This is a genomic window from Roseovarius confluentis, assembly GCF_002917925.1.
Classification (GTDB): domain Bacteria; phylum Pseudomonadota; class Alphaproteobacteria; order Rhodobacterales; family Rhodobacteraceae; genus Roseovarius; species Roseovarius confluentis.
This window is the reverse complement of the sequence record NZ_PPFE01000012.1, coordinates 67,047-83,871: the sequence shown is the minus strand read 5'-3', so window position 1 is coordinate 83,871 and position 16,825 is coordinate 67,047. Positions and strand designations below refer to the sequence as shown.

Genomic DNA, 16,825 nt, shown 5'->3' with positions numbered 1-16,825 from the left:
CGATCTCCCATGACGTGTTTTCATCGCCCGGGAGTATCCCTGCTCTTCCAAAAAGATCGTGACGGTTTCGCAAAACCTTTGTGACGCGCCGGCGCAGTTCCGACATTCCCGATGTCGCATTCCGTCGAGCAAATCGCGGCTCGGGCGCCCAATCTTGAACCAGACTCGAAGAGCCCGACGATGAACATCCATTTCCGCGACACACGCAAGATCGACCCCACCCGAGGGCCCGTTCTGGGCGACAACACCCCCAACGACGCCGACCGGATCGAGATCGGCCCGACCCAACTGGCCTTCCGCGAGTGGGAGGCGGCAGATCTTCAACTCCCCGATCTGCAAGCCATGCGCCGCTACCGCTGGGAACGCCTGACCCGCTTCGTCCAGGACCGTGATTATGCCGGGCTGCTGGTCTTCGATCCGCTGAACATCCGCTACGCCACCGACTCGACGAACATGCAGCTCTGGAACACACACAACCCGTTCCGCGCCCTGCTGGTCTGCGCTGACGGCTACATGGTGATGTGGGACTACAAGAACTCACCGTTCCTCAGCACGTTCAACCCGCTGGTGCGCGAACAACGCTCCGGCGCCGATCTGTTCTACTTCGACCGCGGCGACAAGGTGGACGTGGCCGCCGATACCTTCTCGAACGAAGTGCGCGCGCTCTTGGCCGAGCACGCCCCGGGGAACAAACGCCTCGCGGTGGACAAGATCATGCTCCACGGCCTCCGCGCGCTCGAGGCTCAGGGCTTCGAGATCATGGAAGGCGAGGAACTGACGGAAAAGTGCCGCGCCGTCAAAGGCCCCGACGAGATCCTCGCCATGCGCTGCGCCTCCCACGCCTGCGAGGTCGCGGTGACCGAAATGGAGCGCTTCGCGCGCCTCAACGTGCCCTTGGGCAGCACCAGCGAAGACGATATCTGGTCGGTCCTGCACGCCGAGAACATCCGCCGCGGCGGCGAATGGATCGAAACCCGCCTGCTCGCCTCAGGCCCCCGCTCCAACCCGTGGTTCCAGGAATGCGGCCCGCGCATCACCCAGATGAACGAGATCATCTCGTTCGACACCGATCTCGTTGGCAGCTACGGCATCTGCGTCGACATCTCGCGCAGCTGGTGGATCGGTGACGCCAAACCGCGCCCCGACATGATCTACGCCATGCAGCACGCGCATGAGCACATCATGACCAACATGGAAATGCTCAAACCCGGCGTCACGATCCCCGAACTCACCGCCGGCACCCACGTGCTTGACGACCGATACCAGGCGCAGAAATATGGCTGCCTCATGCACGGCGTCGGCCTTTGCGACGAATGGCCCCTCGTCGCCTATCCCGACCAGGCCGTGCCCGGCGCCTTCGACTACCCGCTGGAACCCGGCATGACCCTCTGCGTCGAGGCGCTGGTGGGCGAGGTTGGCGGCGATTTCTCGATCAAGCTCGAAGACCAGGTGTTGATCACCGAGACGGGCTTTGAAAACCTGACGAAGTACCCCTTCGACCCCGCTCTGATGGGTCTCTCCTGACCGCGCTCAACTGTCCGGCGGCATGTCGTAGAACCCAAGCGACTGCACTGTGTAGCTTTCCTTGTCATCGACATCGGGTGTCACCACGAGTTCCAGCGCCAAGGTGAATTTCGGGTCTTCAACATCCTTTTCACCCCGCATCTGAAAGTTGAGCTGCGCCGCTTTCCCGGGGGGCAGCACGGTCGCATATTTCGGATCGCTCGAATTGCAGTATTGCAGGGCGCTTTCGCTGTAGCACGTCCTCAGGCCAGACCAATTGCTTGAGGGTGTCAGGAAGCCGCCACGGCCATCCGCGACGGATATCGATTTCGGCATATAGGCAAGCGCGATCGTTTTCTCCGTCGTGTTCTTGAAGCGCATCGCGAATGTCGTATCGCCCGAGGATTTCGAATAGACGAGGGTCGATACCTCGGCGTCGTAGACATCCGACGCGTATCTGCGCGAGGGTTCCACAAGGCTCTGACCCTGCCCGCTCGGCTGTCCGCCGCCCTCGACCACGACAACCTGTGTTGTCGGCGCCGCTTCAGCGCCGTCCGCCGTCTCGGAGAACCCGCAGGCCGTGCGGCTGCGCTTCGCCATCATCTCGGCCACACTGCCCACGCTGGGAAACTCCGACCTCGCGGTGGCAAACAGCCGGCCGTCCTGTGTGCCGATCATGCGTGCCTGCACCTTCACCTGTTCGCCGAACTGTATCAGCGAGCCGGTCACCAGCGCGTCAACCCCCTCGATCTCGCCCAACCGCTTCGCGGCATCCGGTGCGATGGTCCCGTCGAACACCAACTCCATCTCCCGGAAAATCGCGCTCAGCTGCGACCGCTCGATGATGTCGATCTTGCCCTCGCCCGCATTGAACAGGCTGTCCACCACGAACTCGCTCACGTAATTCGACAGATCGGAACAGGTGCCGTCACTGTGCGTGAAGGTCGAAATGCCGATGGTCGCCGTTCCGTCCGTGCGCGTCCGCTCCACGATCTGGCCCGCGATCTCGTCCAGGCTTTCGTCCACGGACGAGGCCGCCTCCGCAGTCCCCGCTAGACCCGCCATCCCGGTCAGACCCGACAGAAGGCAGGCAATCACCGCTTTTCTCAACCCCATGTTCACTCCCCTTTGCAATTCGCCTTGAAAATTCCGGTCTGCGTCACCTGCTCCTCAAAGCCGCGCAGGGCCATGTCGGTGGCGCCGATTGCTCCCGTCGGGCCCTTTCCCGACCCGACCAGACGCATTCGCTCCGGCCCATCGGACCCGGCCAGAACCACCGCAGCTTCCAGCGTATGGCCCTCGAAACCGTGGGTCGTCTCTTCGTCAGGCACCACAAGCGCCGTTGCCGTGACCTGCTCCACCGCGACACCGGCGCAGTCGTATCTCTGTAGCTGCTGTTCAATCCGCGTGGCCAACTCGCGCTCCAGAACGCTGCGCGTGGGCGCGTCGCGTGTTTCAACGGATGCCGCTTGCCCCCCGCCGCTCTCGCCCCCCGTGGCGCCCGTCTGACTGTTGTCCAGAGCACCCGTAATTGACTGGGTGGTGACCTCGCCATCCTCTTCGGTCGCGACCATGAGCCTGTCGCTGAGTTCAAACAAGCCGACGACCCCACCCACAAGGGCACTCACAAGGATGACCGACTTGGCCATGAAGGAATTTGTGGACATGCGACTGTTATTATTTGACGACAATGCGCCCACCATTGCACAGCGCTCCCAGCCCATCAACGATTCCGCGCAGAATGACGGGAAGGCTGTCACGGGACAAATCTGAAACTCGGCCGCCCCGGGATGCTGACCGTCCGCGCAGGCGCCTCACAATCCCGAGACGACCGTGAAACACTCCTTACGCATGCGATCCGAACTGCCATCTTGAAGGCAACCGAAAGGACCACCCATGCCAAGCGAACGCTTCACTTTCAAAGGCCATGACGGGCATGAGCTCGCCGCCCGGCTCGACCTGCCCGAAGGCCCGCACATGGCCACCGCGCTCTTTGCGCATTGCTTCACCTGCTCCAAGGACATTCCCGCCGCACGCCGGATCGCGGCTCGGCTGGTGGGGGCCGGGATCGCCGTGCTGCGCTTCGATTTCACTGGGTTGGGCCATTCCGAAGGCGAGTTCGAGAACACGTCTTTCACCTCGAATGTCGAGGATCTCGTGTTGGCCGCCAACGCGCTGGCGGCCCGCGACATGCCTCCCAGCCTGCTGATCGGCCACTCGCTCGGCGGCGCCGCCGTTCTGGCGGCCGCGTCGAGTATCGACAGCGCCCGCGCCGTGGCCACCATCGCCGCGCCCTTCGATCCCGGCCACGTCACCCACAATTTCGACGGCGCGCTCGAAAAAATCGCGGCCGACGGCGCCGCCGAAGTCGAACTGGGCGGCCGCCCCATCCGCATCGGCCAGAAATTCGTCGAGGATGTCCGCGCCGAAAACCTCGCTCCACGCATTGCCGGCCTCAAGCGCGCGCTTCTAGTGCTGCACGCCCCGCTTGACGAGACCGTCGGCATCGACAACGCCACCGAGATCTTCAAGGCCGCGAAGCATCCCAAGAGCTTCGTCACCCTCGACAGCGCCGACCACCTGATCACCGATCCCGGCGATGCCGAGTACGCCGCCGGGGTCATCGCCGCCTGGGCACAACGCTATCTCGACCTCAAGCGCCCCGCGCCGCCCCCCGGCGCGCCCGAAGGCGTCGTGCGTGTCTGCGAAGTGGACCCAGACGGCTTTCTGCAGGACATACATGCGGGACCACATCACCATGTCCGCGCCGACGAGCCAGAGGCCTATGGCGGCACCGACCGCGGCATGAGCCCCTACGGCTTTCTCGCCTCGGGTCTCGGCGCCTGCACGTCGATGACCATTCGCATGTATGCCCGTCGCAAAGGCTGGCCGCTGGATCATGTCTCGGTCGACGTCACCCATGACAAGGTCCATGCCCAGGATGCCGATGGCAGCAGCCCGGCCAAGATCGACAGCTTCATTCGCACCATCCGCCTCAAGGGGGATCTCAGCGACGACCAGCGCCAGCGCCTGCTCGAGATTGCGGACAAATGCCCCGTGCACCGGACGCTGGAAAACGCGTCGAAGATCGAAACCCGGCTGGCCGACCCGGACACCAGGCCTCAGCCCGAGCGGGCGTAGTGCTCCACCATCGCCGTCAGGTCTTCCGGCGGCGTCGCGGCATTCACGTAAGCCCGAGCATTGGCGCAATATCCAAAAACCGACCCGTCCGAAAAAAACGAGGTATTCGTGACGAACAGGATCGGGATACCGGGATGACGCGCCTCGGCCGCGTCGGCGATGGAAAAAGAACTGCTGCGCGTCAACAACAGGTTCAGCACGATCAGGTCGAAGGGCCGCAAGTCCAGCGCCTCTATCGCCCCGGCCTGATCATGCTCCAGTCGCACGCGCAAGCCTTGCCGTTCCAGGTGACGCTGCCACAGCTGGCCGAGCGACGCGTCGCTCTCCACGATCAGAACGTTCAGTTGGCTCTTTCTCACTCAAACGACTTCCGTACTTTAACCCAGCACGCACAGCACCTCGGTCTGCATGTCTAGATAAACGCTGAATATGATCAGTTAGTTCTGGAAAAAGAAAACGATATAAGGACTTAACACCTTACGTGACGTCAGTCCAGGCTCCGCCGGACACTCAGTGCACAAGAAACGGTACACCAGACTCCATCAAGTCGTCCAGTTCGACGTCGCCTAGCGCGAACCCGGCAGATGAAACCCCGACGCCCCGGGGGCGTTGCCCCTCCGATATTGAATAACACAATGCCCGAATACAGGTTTTCCGGACTGGCCAAGGCCAATCCGCTGCTGCACTCTCACCCGGAAAAGGAAGTACTGAATGATCCGCTGCCTCGCCCTCGCCCTGTCGCTCTGCACCGCCACCACCGCCTATGGTCAAAGTTGCGGCGGCTCGTTTTCCGGTTTCGTCGACGCGCTGCGGCAAGAGGCGATTGCCCGCGGCCACGCGCCCGACAGCGTGAACAGCTTTTTCGCCTCGGTGCGCCAGGACCAAAGCGTCCTGCAGGCCGACCGTCGCCAGGGTGTTTTCCAGAAACCCTTCACCGACTTTGCCCGTCGCCTGATCAGCGCGAACCGGCTCAACACCGGCCGCGCCAAGTCGCAGCAGTTCGATGCCGTCTTCGACCGGATCGAGGCCGAGTACGGTGTGCCGCGCGGCGTGCTACTGGCCTTCTGGGCGTTCGAGACCGACTACGGCGGCTTTCAAGGGGATTACAACACGCTCAACGCGCTGGTCACCCTGTCGCATGATTGCCGCCGGCCCGAGCTTTTCCGGCCTCAGGTCTTTGCCGCCCTGGAACTCTACGAGATGGGCAATTTCGACCCCATCGGAACCACCGGCGCCTGGGCCGGGGAAATCGGCATGGTCCAAATGCTGCCGCAGGATATCATCGACAACGGCGTCGACGCTGACGGCGACGGCGAGGTCAACCTCAAGACCTCCGCCCCCGACGCGCTGATGTCGGGCGGCAAGATGCTGCAACATCTCGGCTGGCGCGCGGGCGAGCCTTGGTTGCAGGAAATCGACGTGCCCGACAACTTCGACTGGTCCAAGACGGGCCTGCGCACGACGCTGCCCGCCTCCGAATGGGCCGCCATGGGGGTTACCCCCCGCCATGGCCAGATCCGCGGCGACCTGCCCGCGAACATTCTCCTGCCCGAGGGGCGCAAAGGTCCGGCCTTTCTCGCCTACCCCAATTTCAACGTCTATTTCGAATGGAACCAAAGCTACACCTACGTCCTGACCGCCGCCTATTTCGCCAACCGTCTGGAAGGCGCGCCTGTCTTCGACGCGGGCAACCCGGATCCGGGCCTTTCGGGCGATCAGATGAAGCGCTTGCAGGAAAAGCTCGCCGCACGCGGCTATGACGTGGGCGGGGTCGACGGCATCCTCGGCTCCGGCACCCGCGCCGCCGTGCAGGACGTGCAGCAGGAACTCGGCATGCCCGCCGACGCCTGGCCCACGCCCGCGCTTCTGAACGCCCTATGATGCCACGCCGCGCGTTCGAGATCTTTCTCACCGCCCCGCCCGGTCTCGAACTCACCCTCAAGGACGAGGCGCAGGCAGCCGGGTTCGCCAAGCCCAAGGCCACCCCCGGCGGTGTCCGCTTTCGCGGCCACTGGCCGGACGTCTGGCGCGCCAACCTCGCCCTGCGCGGTGCGGGCCGGGTCCTCGCCCGCGTCGCCCGCTTTCAGGCGATGCATCTCGACCAGCTCGAAACCCGCACGCGCGAAGTCGGCTGGGCGGGTCTCCTCCGCCCCGACGTGCCGATCACGGTCGAGGCCACGACCCGCAAATCAAAGATCTACCACCAAGGCGCCGCCGCCGAACGCGTCGCCCGCGCCATCCACGAGGTCACCGGCGCGCCGCTCGAAGGCGACGACCCCGTGCGCGTCCAGCTGCGGATAGAGGGTAACCAGTGCCTGCTCAGCCTCGACACCTCGGGCGAGCCACTCCACCGCCGCGGCCAGAAACCCTTCGTCGGCAAGGCCCCCATGCGCGAGACCCTTGCCGCGCTCTTCCTGCGCCAATGCGGCTACACCGGCACCGAGCCGGTGCTGGACCCGATGTGCGGTTCCGGCACCTTCCTGCTGGAGGCCGCGGGAATGGCCCTCGGCCACGCCCCGGGCCGTGACAGGGACTTCGCCTTCGAGCGTTTCGCCAATTTCGGTGCAAGCGCATGGCAGGACTTGAAAAGCGGCCAAACTGACACCGAAACCACGCTCCGCTTCCACGGCAGCGACCGTGACGCGGGCGCCGTCACCGGCGCGCGGGCCAACGCCGACACCGCCGGCCTCGGCGACCGGGTCACGATCTCGCACCATGCCTTCAGTGATCTCCAACGCCCCGACGGTCCACCCGGCCTCGTCATGGTGAACCCGCCCTACGGCACCCGCATCGGCGAGCGCAAACAGCTCTTCGGCCTCTATGGCGCCCTCGGCAAGACCCTCGCGGAACGGCTCGCAGGCTGGCGCGTCGGCCTCGTGACCACCGACGCCAGCCTTGCCAACGCCACCGGCCTGCCCTTCACCGACCCCGGCCCGCCCGTCGCCCATGGCGGCCTGCGCATCACGCTCTGGCAGACCGGACCGCTGCCGTAAGGCGTTAACCAAGGTCGCGCGCTCGGCTTTACTTTTTGGTAAGAAAAGCGCATCATATTAAGAATGCGGAAGTTGTCTTTCAGGTGAACCACCAAAGACGTGACCCCGCGAAGTTGCTGCTTCGCGGGGTCTTTCTTTGTCAGGGTATCAAAGCCCTATACAAAGTCGAATGATCGTCACGACCAGCGTTCCCGCTGCCAGAACGACCATCCATTTGCGGAAGGTGTTTTCCTTCAGTTGAACCACCTCCTCTCACTGCAAAGGGTTGCAGCGAGACCAGAGATATCGGCTCTATGTTCGTAAAATCTTAACGACGGATGGCTCACGCCACCATCTGCTCCGCCTTCTTGAGATCCACCGACACCAGCTGGCTGACACCCTGCTCGCCCATCGTCACCCCGAAAAGACGGTCCATCCGGCTCATCGTCACCGCGTGGTGCGTGATGATCAGGAACCGCGTCTCGGTCCGGCGGCACATCTCGTCCAGCAGATCACAGAACCGCCCCACATTCGCGTCGTCCAAGGGCGCGTCCACCTCGTCCAGCACGCAGATCGGCGCCGGGTTGGCCAGGAACACGGCAAAGATCAGCGCCAGCGCGGTCAGCGTCTGCTCACCCCCCGACAGCAGGCTCAGCGTCGCAAGTTTCTTGCCCGGCGGCTGGCACATGATCTCCAGCCCAGCCTCCAGCGGGTCGTCGCTCTCGACCATCACGAGGTTCGCCTCGCCGCCGCCGAACAGGTGCTTGAACAGCATCGAGAAGTTCGAATTCACCTGCTCGAACGCCGTCAGCAACCGCTCGCGCCCCTCGCGGTTCAGCGACGCGATACCATTGCGCAGGGTGCGGATCGCTTCCTCGAGATCGGACTTCTCATTGACCAGCGTGTCATGCTCTTCCTGCACCTCACGCGCGTCTTCCTCGGCCCGCAGGTTCACCGCCCCCAGCGCATCGCGCTGACGTTTCAGGCGGTTCACGTCGGCCTCGATCGCCTCCGACGCGGGCATTGTCTCGGGATCGGCCTGCAACGTCTCCAGCAGGTCCTCGGGCGAGCACTCCAGTTCCTCCTCGATCCGCGCCGCCGCCTGTGCCTGGGTTTCCCGCGCTGCTTCCGCCCGCGCCTCGGACCGCGCCCGCGCCTCGCGCGCCTCGCCGGCCAGCCGCTCGGCATCACGCTCGTTCGCCACCGCCTCACGTGCCACGCCCTCGGCGTTCGACAGCGTGTCGGCCGCCTCGGCCCGCCGCGCCTCGGCCTTCGAAATGTCCGCGCTCAATTCCTCGCGCTTGGCCGCCAACTCGCCAGGCTTCGCCCCGGCCTCTGCCAGTTCCGCCTCACTCGCCTCCTTGCGTTCGGCCAGCTCCGCGCTGCGCGTCTTCGCCGTTTCCAGCCGGTGCCGCCAGCCCGACAATTCCTTGGTCACTTCCTGGCTGCGCTTCAGCCGCGCTTCGCCCTCGCGACGCAGCTCATCATGGGCCGAACGCTTGGACATCATCGTCATCCGCGCCGCCTCGACCGTCATCTTGACGTCTTCCACCTCGGCGCGCGCGGTATCCAGATCACCCAGATCGCCCATCGCCTTTTCCGCCTCGGCCAACGTCTTGCGGGCGGCCAGCGCCTCTTCCTCGTGGCGCTTCACCGCCAACCCGAGGCTTTCCAGCTTGGACCCAGCCAGGCTCCGCTCCGCCTCGGCCCGGCTCAGCGCCCGGTTCGCCTCGGCGACCTTGCCATCGGCAGCACGCCGCGCCTCGCGCGCGGCCTTGTCCGCCTCGGTCAACTCCACCAGCCGCGCCTTAAGCGTCTCGTGCGCCCGCTGCGCACCCTCGGCCCGCGCGGTGGCATGCGACAATTGCTGCTTCAACTCTTCCAGCCGGTTCAACTGCTCCAGTCGCAGCGCGGCGGCAGACGGCGCATCCTCGGCCCAGGCACGGTACCCGTCCCAGCGCCACAGGTCACCCTCGACGCTGACCAGCCGCTGCCCCGGTTTCAGAAGCGCCTGCAACCGCGGCCCGTCATCCGGATCCACCAGCCCGATCTGCGCCATCCGCCGCGCCAGCACGCCCGGCACGTTCACATGAGCGCCCAAAGCAACGACACCTTCAGGCAAAGTCTGCGCCTGGGCATACCCGTCCAGCGGAACCCAGCCCGACGGCCCGTCCGCATCGACCTCGGGCGCGCGCAAATCATCGGCCAGCGCCGCGCCCAGCGCCTTTTCATACCCCGGCGCCACCTGCACCGCGTCAAGGATCTGCCCGCCCTCTGCCGTGTCCCGTTCCAGCAGCCGCGCCAGCGCCGACACCTCCGCCGACAGGGCACTCACCTCGCCCTCGGCCTCGGAGCGTTCCGCCCGCGCATCCGCCTCGCGCCCCTGCGCATCGGCCCGCGCGTCGTCGGCCGCGGTCAACGCTGTTTCGGCTGCCTGCGCCGCCTCGGTCGCGTCCTTCTCGGCTGTCTCGGCGGCCTCGAACTCTTCGCTGGCCCGCGTCACCGTGTATTGCGCCGCCTCCACCGCGTCCTTGGCCCGCGCCGCCTCGGCATCGGCCCGGTCGCGGGTCTTGCGGCTGTCCTCGACCAGCCGCTGCGCCGACTGGTGCCGCGCGGCCAGCCGCGCAACATCCTCCGTCAGCTCGGACAGTTCGGTTTCCCGCGCCTGCAAGACCTGGCTGGCGTCCGCCGCCTCGGCGCTCGCCGATTCCAGCTTGCCCTCGTGGCCTTCGGCGGCCTTGGCCAGTTCCTGCGCTTCCCACTCCAGCCGTTCGATCGTCTCGCCCGCGTCGCGGTTCAGGCTGTCCTCGCGCTCCATGTCGCGGGCCAGCTGTTCGATCCGGGATTGCAGCGTCTCGATCCGGTCCTTGGCCGCGGCTTCCTGCTCGGCCAGCGTGTCGCGGCTCACTTGCAACCGCTGCAACACCGCCGCCGCGATGGCCTCTTCCTCGCGCAGGGGCGGCAGTGCCTCGTCCGCCCGCGCCCGCAGCTTTGCCGCCTCGCGCGCCGCCGCCTCGGCCCGCGCCGCGTCGCTGGTCCGCTCGGTCAGCTCGCTCTGCGCATTGGCCCGCGCCAGGTCGGCTTCCTTCCAGCGGCGATACAGCAGCAATCCCTCGGCCTGCCGCAACTCCTCGCCGATCTGGCGATACCGCGCCGCCTGCTTGGCCTGCCGCGCCAACTGCGCCAGCTGCGTCGCCAATTGCTCGATCACGTCATCGACGCGGGCCAGGTTGCTCTCGGCCCCCTTCAGCTTCAACTCCGCCTCGTGTCGCCGCTGGTAGAGGCCGGAAATCCCCGCCGCCTCTTCCAGGATGCGCCGCCGCGCCGTGGGCTTGGCGTTGATCAATTCCGAAATCTGCCCCTGCCGCACCAGCGCCGGCGAATGCGCACCGGTCGAGGCATCGGCAAACAGCATCTGAACGTCCCGCGCCCGCACGTCCTTGCCATTCACCTTGTAGGCGCTGCCGACGTCCCGCGTGATCCGCCGGATGATCTCAAGGTGATCCGCATCGTTGAAACCGGCGGGGGCCAGCCGGTCGGAATTGTCCAGATGGATGCTCACTTCGGCAAAGTTGCGCGCGGGCCGGGTGGCCGCACCGGCAAAGATCACGTCCTCCATGCCGGAGCCACGCATCGAGGTGGGCCGGTTCTCCCCCATCACCCAGCGCAACGCTTCCAGCAGGTTCGACTTGCCACAGCCGTTCGGCCCCACCACCCCGGTCAGACCGTCCTGGATGAAAAGGTCGGTCGGGTCGACGAAGCTCTTGAACCCGGTCAATCTCAGCTTGGTGAACTGCACGGCACGTGTCCCTCTGGTCGGGCCGGCTTGATTATCGGATGTGATTCCGGCCTTGGAAGGACATGCAAGCGCACGACCTTGGGCCCTGTCAACGCAAAACCCCTGCATATGGCGCGATGCCAGCACTTATCCACAATATATTGCGTGATCTCGCGCGGATTCTGAATTCTCCCGATGCAGTTATTGCGGCGCACGCGCCCCAAACATATGCTTCGGCGCAGATCACGCTCACGCCACGGAACGCTTCGTCATGTCAAACCCGATTGCCCTTCTTGTGGCCGGCCTCGCCGCCGGGGCCGGTCTCGGCGCGCTGGTCACGGCCACGGTGATCGACCGCCCGGCCATGTCCAATATGGCCACGTCCAAGGGCATGTCCCATGACCACTCCGCCCATGATCACGGGCAGGACAACGCCATGCACGACCACAAGATGGTCGAGGCCGGCGATCCCGCCCCGACGCTGGCCATCGAGCTTCATCCCGACGGCCCGCAAAGCCGCAACCTGCATATCATGACAACCAACTTCACCTTCGACCCCGAAGGCGTGAACGGCGATCACCGCCCCGGCCACGGCCACGCGCATGTCTATATCAACGGCGTCAAGCAGCCCCGCGCCTACAGCCCGTGGGTGCAACTCGACGCACTGCCCAAGGGCACGCACGACATCCGGGTCACGCTCAACGCCAACACCCACGGTCACCTCGCCACGAACGGCACGCCGATCGAGGCCATGACGACCCTGACAATCGAATAGCCCGCGCCCCATGCTCATCGTCGAAATCGCCAAACCCTCCAGTCCCGGCCCCCGTGCCCTGCTGGAACAAAGCCACGCCATGATGCGCGACCTGTTTCCGCCCGAGGACAACTATTTCCTGGACCTCGAAGAGCTGCGCGGCCCCGATATCCGCTTCTACGCCGCCCGCGACGGGGCCGAGACGCTGGGCACCGGGGCGCTGGCCCTCAAGCGCGGCTATGCCGAGGTGAAATCCATGTTCACCTCAGAGGCCGCCCGCGGCCGGGGCGTGGCCGCCGCGATCCTGCGCGCGCTGGAAGACGAGGCGCGGGGCGAAGACATCACCGTCCTGCGCCTGGAAACGGCCGAAGCGCTCGACGCCGCCATCCGCCTTTACGAACGCCATGGCTTTACCCGGCGCGGCATCTTCGGCGATTACCGCCCGAACACCACCAGCGTCTTCATGGAAAAGATCCTGTCCCCCGTGGCGGCTCAGAACGGGTAACAGATCAACGCGCCGCCATCCGCGTCCAGATCGAACGCGTCGCATTCAAGATACGGCTCGCGCTGTCGTGGCGCCGGGGCGCCCGCCCCGCAATCCAGCGTGGCCCGCATCATTGCCTGGTCCCCGCGCAGCCGGTCCACCCGGCACCCGCTGACCCTCTCGATGGCCAGCACGGCCGGCACGCCCACGCTGGCCAGCCGCATTGCGGGTCGCGGGTTCAGCCGGATCGCTTCGGCGCGCCGCCCCGCCACGCGGATGTCAAAGACCGACTTGCCCAACTTGACGCGCACCGGCGCGACCCCGGCGAACTCCGGGCCGGGCGTCCCGCAGGCCCCCAGCACCAGCAAAATCAAAAGCATCCTGAGCATGGTCCCAGCTTGCCCGCCACAAGGTTAAGAAATCATGAGCAGCGACGCCCGCGCCAAGCGCCCTAACGCACTCCCCCCGCCAAAGGTTTCACGCGCTAAGCCTCAATTTTTCAATAGTTTTTCGGAACGACACGCACCCCCCGCCGCGTTGATCCATCAGAACAGAAATGAACAGGAGACAGATAATGAAACTCTTTGGAACCACCGCCATCGCAATGGCACTCGTAGCCACCACCGCGTTTGCCCAGAGCGACTCGAACACCGAGATGGACACCGACACCCAGAACACCCAAGTCGAATCCAACTCCGAAATGGACACGGCCAATGACACCGCCACCGACAGCAGCAGTGACGCTCAGGACGATCAGTCGGCCATGAACGAAGACTCGTCCAACATGGAAACCGAGCAATCGGCCATGAGTGACGGTGACAGCGACATGGGCTGGGACAAGTCCAGTGAAGAAATGAGCCAGATGCAAGGCGAGCTGATCCGCAGCCGCGACATCACCGGCGGTGCCGTTTACACCACCAACGAAGCCAACGACGAAGGCGAAAGCTGGGACATGACCGAGTATGACGAAGTCAACTCCGAGTGGAACCAGATCGGCGAGATCGAAGACCTCGTGATGTCGCAAGACGGCAAGCTGACCGGCATCATCGTCGAAGTTGGCGGTTTCCTCGACATCGGCGACAAGCACGTCATGCTGTCAGTGAAAGATGCGAAACTCGTGCCCGTCGATGACATGAGCTACACCTTCGTGACCAAGTTCAACGAAGAAGATATCGAAGCCATGAACGGCGTTGACGAAGCCTTCTGGAACTAAGCCGAGAAGTATCTCGCTTTTGCCGCCGCCCTTGCCGGGCGGCGGTTTGCGTTTGCGCAACAGCCGGGCTTAAAAGCTCTTCCAAAGCTGGTGCGCCACGAAACCCGCCCGCATCGCGCCGGTCTTCATCGCCTTGAACGGCACACGCTTCAGATCGCTCATCGGCACCGGCAGGCCCGCCGGATCTCCGCCCGCGATCAGCTCCGCCATGCACTGACCAAACACCGTCCCGGTCGTGATCCCCCGCCCGTTATACCCGATCGGCGTCAGCACACCGGGCGCCAGCCGGATAATCCGCGGCAAATGATCTGGCGTCATCGCGATCTGCCCATGCCAGGCCTCCTCGAAAGCCACCGCCCCAAGCTCCGGGAACAGCCGCTCCAGCCGTTTCGCCGCCCAGCGCCGCGACAAGCCCCGCCCGGCCTTGCCCACAACCGGCCCCATAGACCCGAGAACGATCCGACCTCGCACGTCGCGCCGCAGGCTGGTCATGATAGTCCCGGTGTCCCAGACCCCTTGCCGCTCCAGCAGGACGTGCGCCATCTCCGCCCCCAGCGGCGGCGTCGCCAGTTGAAAGAATTCGATCGGCGTGAATATATCGCGCAGACCCGGCCACAGCGTGTCGGTATAGGCATTCGTCGCCAGAACCACATGCCGCGCCCGCATCGTGCCCTGGTCGGTTTCGACAAGCCATGCCTCCCCGTCGCGTCGCAGCGCCGTCGCCCTCACGCCGGTATGCACCTCCGCGCCGGCCCCCTGCGCCGCCCGCGCCAACCCACGTACGTATCCCATCGGATTCACCGTGCCGGCACGATGATCCAGCAACCCGCCATGAAACGCCCGCGTGCCAGTCCGCTCGGCCACCGCGTCGCGCGACAGCAGTTCCACCGGCGCACCCAGCCGTTGCCACGCGTCGTACCGCGCCCGCAAGCCTCGCATCCCGCCGGGCGCATGGGCCGCATGGATGGTCCCCGTCCGCGTCACCTCGCACCGCATCTGGTGCTTCTCGATCAGGTCGAACACCTGCCCCGGCGCGTTCCCGAACCGCTCGATGAACCGCGGCCCGTAGGTGTCGCCCAACAGCTTGCGCACCTTGTCCGGCGGATACCACACACCGGCGTTCACCAGCCCCACATTGCGCCCCGACCCGCCAAAGCCGATCCGTTCGGACTCCAGCACATGCGCCTCCATCCCCTGTTCGGCACAGTAAAGCGCGGTCGCCAGCCCGGTATAGCCGCCCCCCACGATGGCCACGTCCGTCACCACGTCGCCGCGCATCGACGTGCCGCTCTCCGGCTCCTCCGCCGAATGGTCCCAAAGGGATATGCCGGGTATGTCCCCTGTCACGGTTGTCCTCTCATGGCCCGCCATGCCGCGGCACCGTGAAACGCGGATGCCCCGACGTCAATATCACACCGCCTCCGCGCAGCCTCGCCGCGCTCAACGCACGCGAGAAATAAAAATTGGCCGATTGCCGATTCTGTGAGACGATTTTCTTCTGATGCGCGCGAAACCGGAACAGCGTCCGCACCCAAGGGAGGAATTGCAGATGAACCTGAGACCAGACCCAACCTTCTACCCGACTCCGAAAATGGCGATGGAGGCCCCCGCCGAAAAGCTCGCCTTCACTCTCATGCTCAGCCCCGACGGCAGCCAGCCCGACGGCCTCGCCATCGTCGACGTCGACCCAAGCTCCAAGACCTATTCCCAGATCGTCCATCAGGTGATCATGCCCAACACCGGCGACGAGTTTCACCATTTCGGCTGGAACGCCTGTTCCTCGTCCCTCTCGCCGCTCTCCGGTCACGCCTTCCTCGAACGGCGCTACCTGATCATCCCCGGCATCCGCTCGTCGCGGATCTACGTGATCGACGTCAAGGAACCGCTCAAGGCCAAGATCCACAAGATCATCGAGCCCGAGGAAGTCTTCGCCAAAACCGGCTATTCCCGGCCCCATACCATCCATTGCGGTCCCGAAGGCATCTATGTCTCCACCCTGGGTGGCGGCGGCAAGGACGGCACCGACGGCCCTCCGGGCATCTTCATCATGGATTGCGAAACCTTCGAGATCCTCGGCCGCTACGAGATGGACCGCGGCAAGCAGGATAAGCACTACGATTTCTGGTGGAACCTGCCGCGCGACTACATGGTCAGTTCCGAATGGGGTCTGCCCCCGCAATTCGAGAACGGCATCGTCGCCGAGGATCTGCTGTCGAACAAGTACGGCCATTCGATCCACTTCTGGAACCTGCGCCAGCGCAAGAACGTCCAGACGATCGACCTCGGTGAAAACCACCAGATGGCGCTGGAAATCCGCCCGGCCCACGACCCTGGCAAGGATTACGGCTTCTGCGGCGTCGTGGTGGACACCACAAACCTCCAGGGTTCCATCTTCACGTGGTGGCAAAAGGACGACGGCACGTTCGAGGCCAAGAAGACACTCACCATCGACCCCCGCCCCGAGAAACCGGAAAACCTGCCGCCCCTGCTGCAGGGGTTCGAGGCCGTGCCGCCGCTGGTCACCGATATCGACCTCTCGCTCGACGACCGCTTCCTCTACGTCGCCTGCTGGGGTCTGGGCGAGATGCATCAATACGACGTCTCCGACCCGTTCGCGCCGAAGCTCGCCGGCAAGGTCGAACTCGGCGGCATCGCCCGGGGCACAAAGCACCCCAACGGCCAGCCTTTCGCCTATGGCCCGCAAATGGTCGAGATCAGCCGCGACGGCAAGCGCGTCTACTGGACCAACTCGCTCTATTCCACCTGGGACGATCAGTTCTACCCGGATGACGAAGGCGGCCAGATGGTCATGGCCAATGTCGGCGAAAACGGCGGGCTGGAACTGGACAAGGACTTCTACCTGTCCTTCCCCGAAGGCTATCGCAGCCACCAGATCCGGCTCGAGGGCGGCGACTGCTCCACCGACAGCTTCTGCTACCCCTCGGTCTGATCCATGCAAAACGGCGTCCCGGGCTTGACC

The 16,825-nt window shown here is 65.0% G+C and carries 14 protein-coding genes; 8 read left to right on the top strand and 6 right to left on the bottom strand.

Annotation, left to right across the window (positions count from 1 at the left end; translation table 11 throughout):
- Positions 1–180: 180 nt before the first annotated feature.
- Positions 181–1,524 carry a dimethylsulfonioproprionate lyase DddP gene (dddP, locus tag C2I35_RS19560; protein ID WP_103764804.1) on the top strand — a complete coding sequence of 448 codons (1,344 nt, stop codon included), beginning with the start codon at positions 181–183 and terminating at the stop codon, positions 1,522–1,524.
- Between the two features lie 6 nt (positions 1,525–1,530).
- Here dddP and C2I35_RS19555 read toward each other — a convergent pair whose 3' ends face one another.
- Complete coding sequence (locus C2I35_RS19555; protein ID WP_103764714.1) at positions 1,531–2,619, bottom strand: FlgO family outer membrane protein; 1,089 nt, start codon at positions 2,617–2,619, stop codon at positions 1,531–1,533.
- Between the two features lie 2 nt (positions 2,620–2,621).
- The gene (locus C2I35_RS19550; protein WP_146050093.1) at positions 2,622–3,170 is read right to left on the bottom strand and encodes a hypothetical protein; all 549 of its coding nucleotides are present in this window, start codon (positions 3,168–3,170) and stop codon (positions 2,622–2,624) included.
- Positions 3,171–3,399: 229 nt separating this feature from the next.
- Here C2I35_RS19550 and C2I35_RS19545 point away from each other — a divergent pair, with 229 nt between their 5' ends.
- The gene (locus tag C2I35_RS19545) at positions 3,400–4,644 is read left to right on the top strand and encodes a bifunctional alpha/beta hydrolase/OsmC family protein (protein WP_103764712.1); all 1,245 of its coding nucleotides are present in this window, start codon (positions 3,400–3,402) and stop codon (positions 4,642–4,644) included.
- Here C2I35_RS19545 and C2I35_RS19540 read toward each other — a convergent pair.
- Complete coding sequence (locus tag C2I35_RS19540) at positions 4,626–5,003, bottom strand: response regulator (RefSeq protein ID WP_245890563.1); 378 nt, start codon at positions 5,001–5,003, stop codon at positions 4,626–4,628. The genes C2I35_RS19545 and C2I35_RS19540 overlap by 19 nt on opposite strands.
- 352 nt (positions 5,004–5,355) lie before the next feature.
- On the opposite strand from C2I35_RS19540, the gene C2I35_RS19535 reads away from it, so the two are divergent.
- Together C2I35_RS19535 and C2I35_RS19530 are read left to right on the top strand one after the other, a co-directional pair.
- Entirely contained in the window at positions 5,356–6,525 is a 1,170-nt protein-coding gene (locus C2I35_RS19535) for a lytic murein transglycosylase (protein WP_103764711.1), read from the top strand.
- Positions 6,522–7,637 carry a THUMP domain-containing class I SAM-dependent RNA methyltransferase gene (locus C2I35_RS19530; protein ID WP_103764710.1) on the top strand — a complete coding sequence of 372 codons (1,116 nt, stop codon included), beginning with the start codon at positions 6,522–6,524 and terminating at the stop codon, positions 7,635–7,637. The genes C2I35_RS19535 and C2I35_RS19530 overlap by 4 nt, the downstream gene beginning before the upstream one ends.
- Before the next feature lie 322 nt (positions 7,638–7,959).
- Here C2I35_RS19530 and smc read toward each other — a convergent pair whose 3' ends face one another.
- Complete coding sequence (smc, locus tag C2I35_RS19525) at positions 7,960–11,415, bottom strand: chromosome segregation protein SMC (RefSeq protein ID WP_103764709.1); 3,456 nt, start codon at positions 11,413–11,415, stop codon at positions 7,960–7,962.
- A gap of 250 nt (positions 11,416–11,665) precedes the next feature.
- Between smc and C2I35_RS19520 the strand changes: the two genes are divergently transcribed.
- Together C2I35_RS19520 and C2I35_RS19515 are read left to right on the top strand one after the other, a co-directional pair.
- The gene (locus C2I35_RS19520; RefSeq protein ID WP_103764708.1) at positions 11,666–12,169 is read left to right on the top strand and encodes a hypothetical protein; all 504 of its coding nucleotides are present in this window, start codon (positions 11,666–11,668) and stop codon (positions 12,167–12,169) included.
- 10 nt (positions 12,170–12,179) lie between these two features.
- Positions 12,180–12,653 (top strand): GNAT family N-acetyltransferase, encoded by a 474-nt coding sequence (locus C2I35_RS19515; protein ID WP_103764707.1) that lies wholly within the window; start codon positions 12,180–12,182, stop codon positions 12,651–12,653.
- Here C2I35_RS19515 and C2I35_RS19510 read toward each other — a convergent pair.
- On the bottom strand, positions 12,641–13,012 hold the full coding sequence (locus C2I35_RS19510) for a hypothetical protein (RefSeq protein WP_146050092.1): 372 nt from the start codon (positions 13,010–13,012) through the stop codon (positions 12,641–12,643). The two genes, C2I35_RS19515 and C2I35_RS19510, sit on opposite strands and share 13 nt — an antisense overlap.
- Positions 13,013–13,206: 194 nt before the next feature.
- Between C2I35_RS19510 and C2I35_RS19505 the strand changes: the two genes are divergently transcribed.
- Positions 13,207–13,845, top strand: coding sequence for a PRC-barrel domain-containing protein (locus C2I35_RS19505; protein WP_245890562.1), 639 nt, complete (start codon positions 13,207–13,209; stop codon positions 13,843–13,845).
- A 69-nt stretch (positions 13,846–13,914) separates the two neighbouring features.
- Here C2I35_RS19505 and C2I35_RS19500 read toward each other — a convergent pair whose 3' ends face one another.
- A complete protein-coding gene (locus tag C2I35_RS19500; protein WP_245890561.1) occupies positions 13,915–15,192 on the bottom strand; it encodes an NAD(P)/FAD-dependent oxidoreductase in 1,278 nt (425 codons plus the stop codon).
- Positions 15,193–15,394: 202 nt separating this feature from the next.
- Here C2I35_RS19500 and C2I35_RS19495 point away from each other — a divergent pair, with 202 nt between their 5' ends.
- Complete coding sequence (locus tag C2I35_RS19495) at positions 15,395–16,795, top strand: selenium-binding protein SBP56-related protein (protein WP_103764704.1); 1,401 nt, start codon at positions 15,395–15,397, stop codon at positions 16,793–16,795.
- Positions 16,796–16,825 lie beyond the last annotated feature (30 nt).

What these genes read in the sequence shown, in the direction of transcription:
- C2I35_RS19520 (WP_103764708.1), top strand. Translation starts at nt 11,666, where the DNA reads ATGTCAAACCCGATTGCCCTTCTTGTGGCCGGCCTCGCCGCCGGGGCC.
- C2I35_RS19555 (WP_103764714.1), bottom strand. Translation starts at nt 2,619, where the DNA reads ATGGGGTTGAGAAAAGCGGTGATTGCCTGCCTTCTGTCGGGTCTGACC.
- C2I35_RS19495 (WP_103764704.1), top strand. Translation starts at nt 15,395, where the DNA reads ATGAACCTGAGACCAGACCCAACCTTCTACCCGACTCCGAAAATGGCG.
- C2I35_RS19530 (WP_103764710.1), top strand. Translation starts at nt 6,522, where the DNA reads ATGATGCCACGCCGCGCGTTCGAGATCTTTCTCACCGCCCCGCCCGGT.
- C2I35_RS19545 (WP_103764712.1), top strand. Translation starts at nt 3,400, where the DNA reads ATGCCAAGCGAACGCTTCACTTTCAAAGGCCATGACGGGCATGAGCTC.
- C2I35_RS19505 (WP_245890562.1), top strand. Translation starts at nt 13,207, where the DNA reads ATGAAACTCTTTGGAACCACCGCCATCGCAATGGCACTCGTAGCCACC.
- C2I35_RS19515 (WP_103764707.1), top strand. Translation starts at nt 12,180, where the DNA reads ATGCTCATCGTCGAAATCGCCAAACCCTCCAGTCCCGGCCCCCGTGCC.
- C2I35_RS19510 (WP_146050092.1), bottom strand. Translation starts at nt 13,012, where the DNA reads ATGCTTTTGATTTTGCTGGTGCTGGGGGCCTGCGGGACGCCCGGCCCG.
- C2I35_RS19535 (WP_103764711.1), top strand. Translation starts at nt 5,356, where the DNA reads ATGATCCGCTGCCTCGCCCTCGCCCTGTCGCTCTGCACCGCCACCACC.
- dddP (WP_103764804.1), top strand. Translation starts at nt 181, where the DNA reads ATGAACATCCATTTCCGCGACACACGCAAGATCGACCCCACCCGAGGG.
- C2I35_RS19550 (WP_146050093.1), bottom strand. Translation starts at nt 3,170, where the DNA reads ATGTCCACAAATTCCTTCATGGCCAAGTCGGTCATCCTTGTGAGTGCC.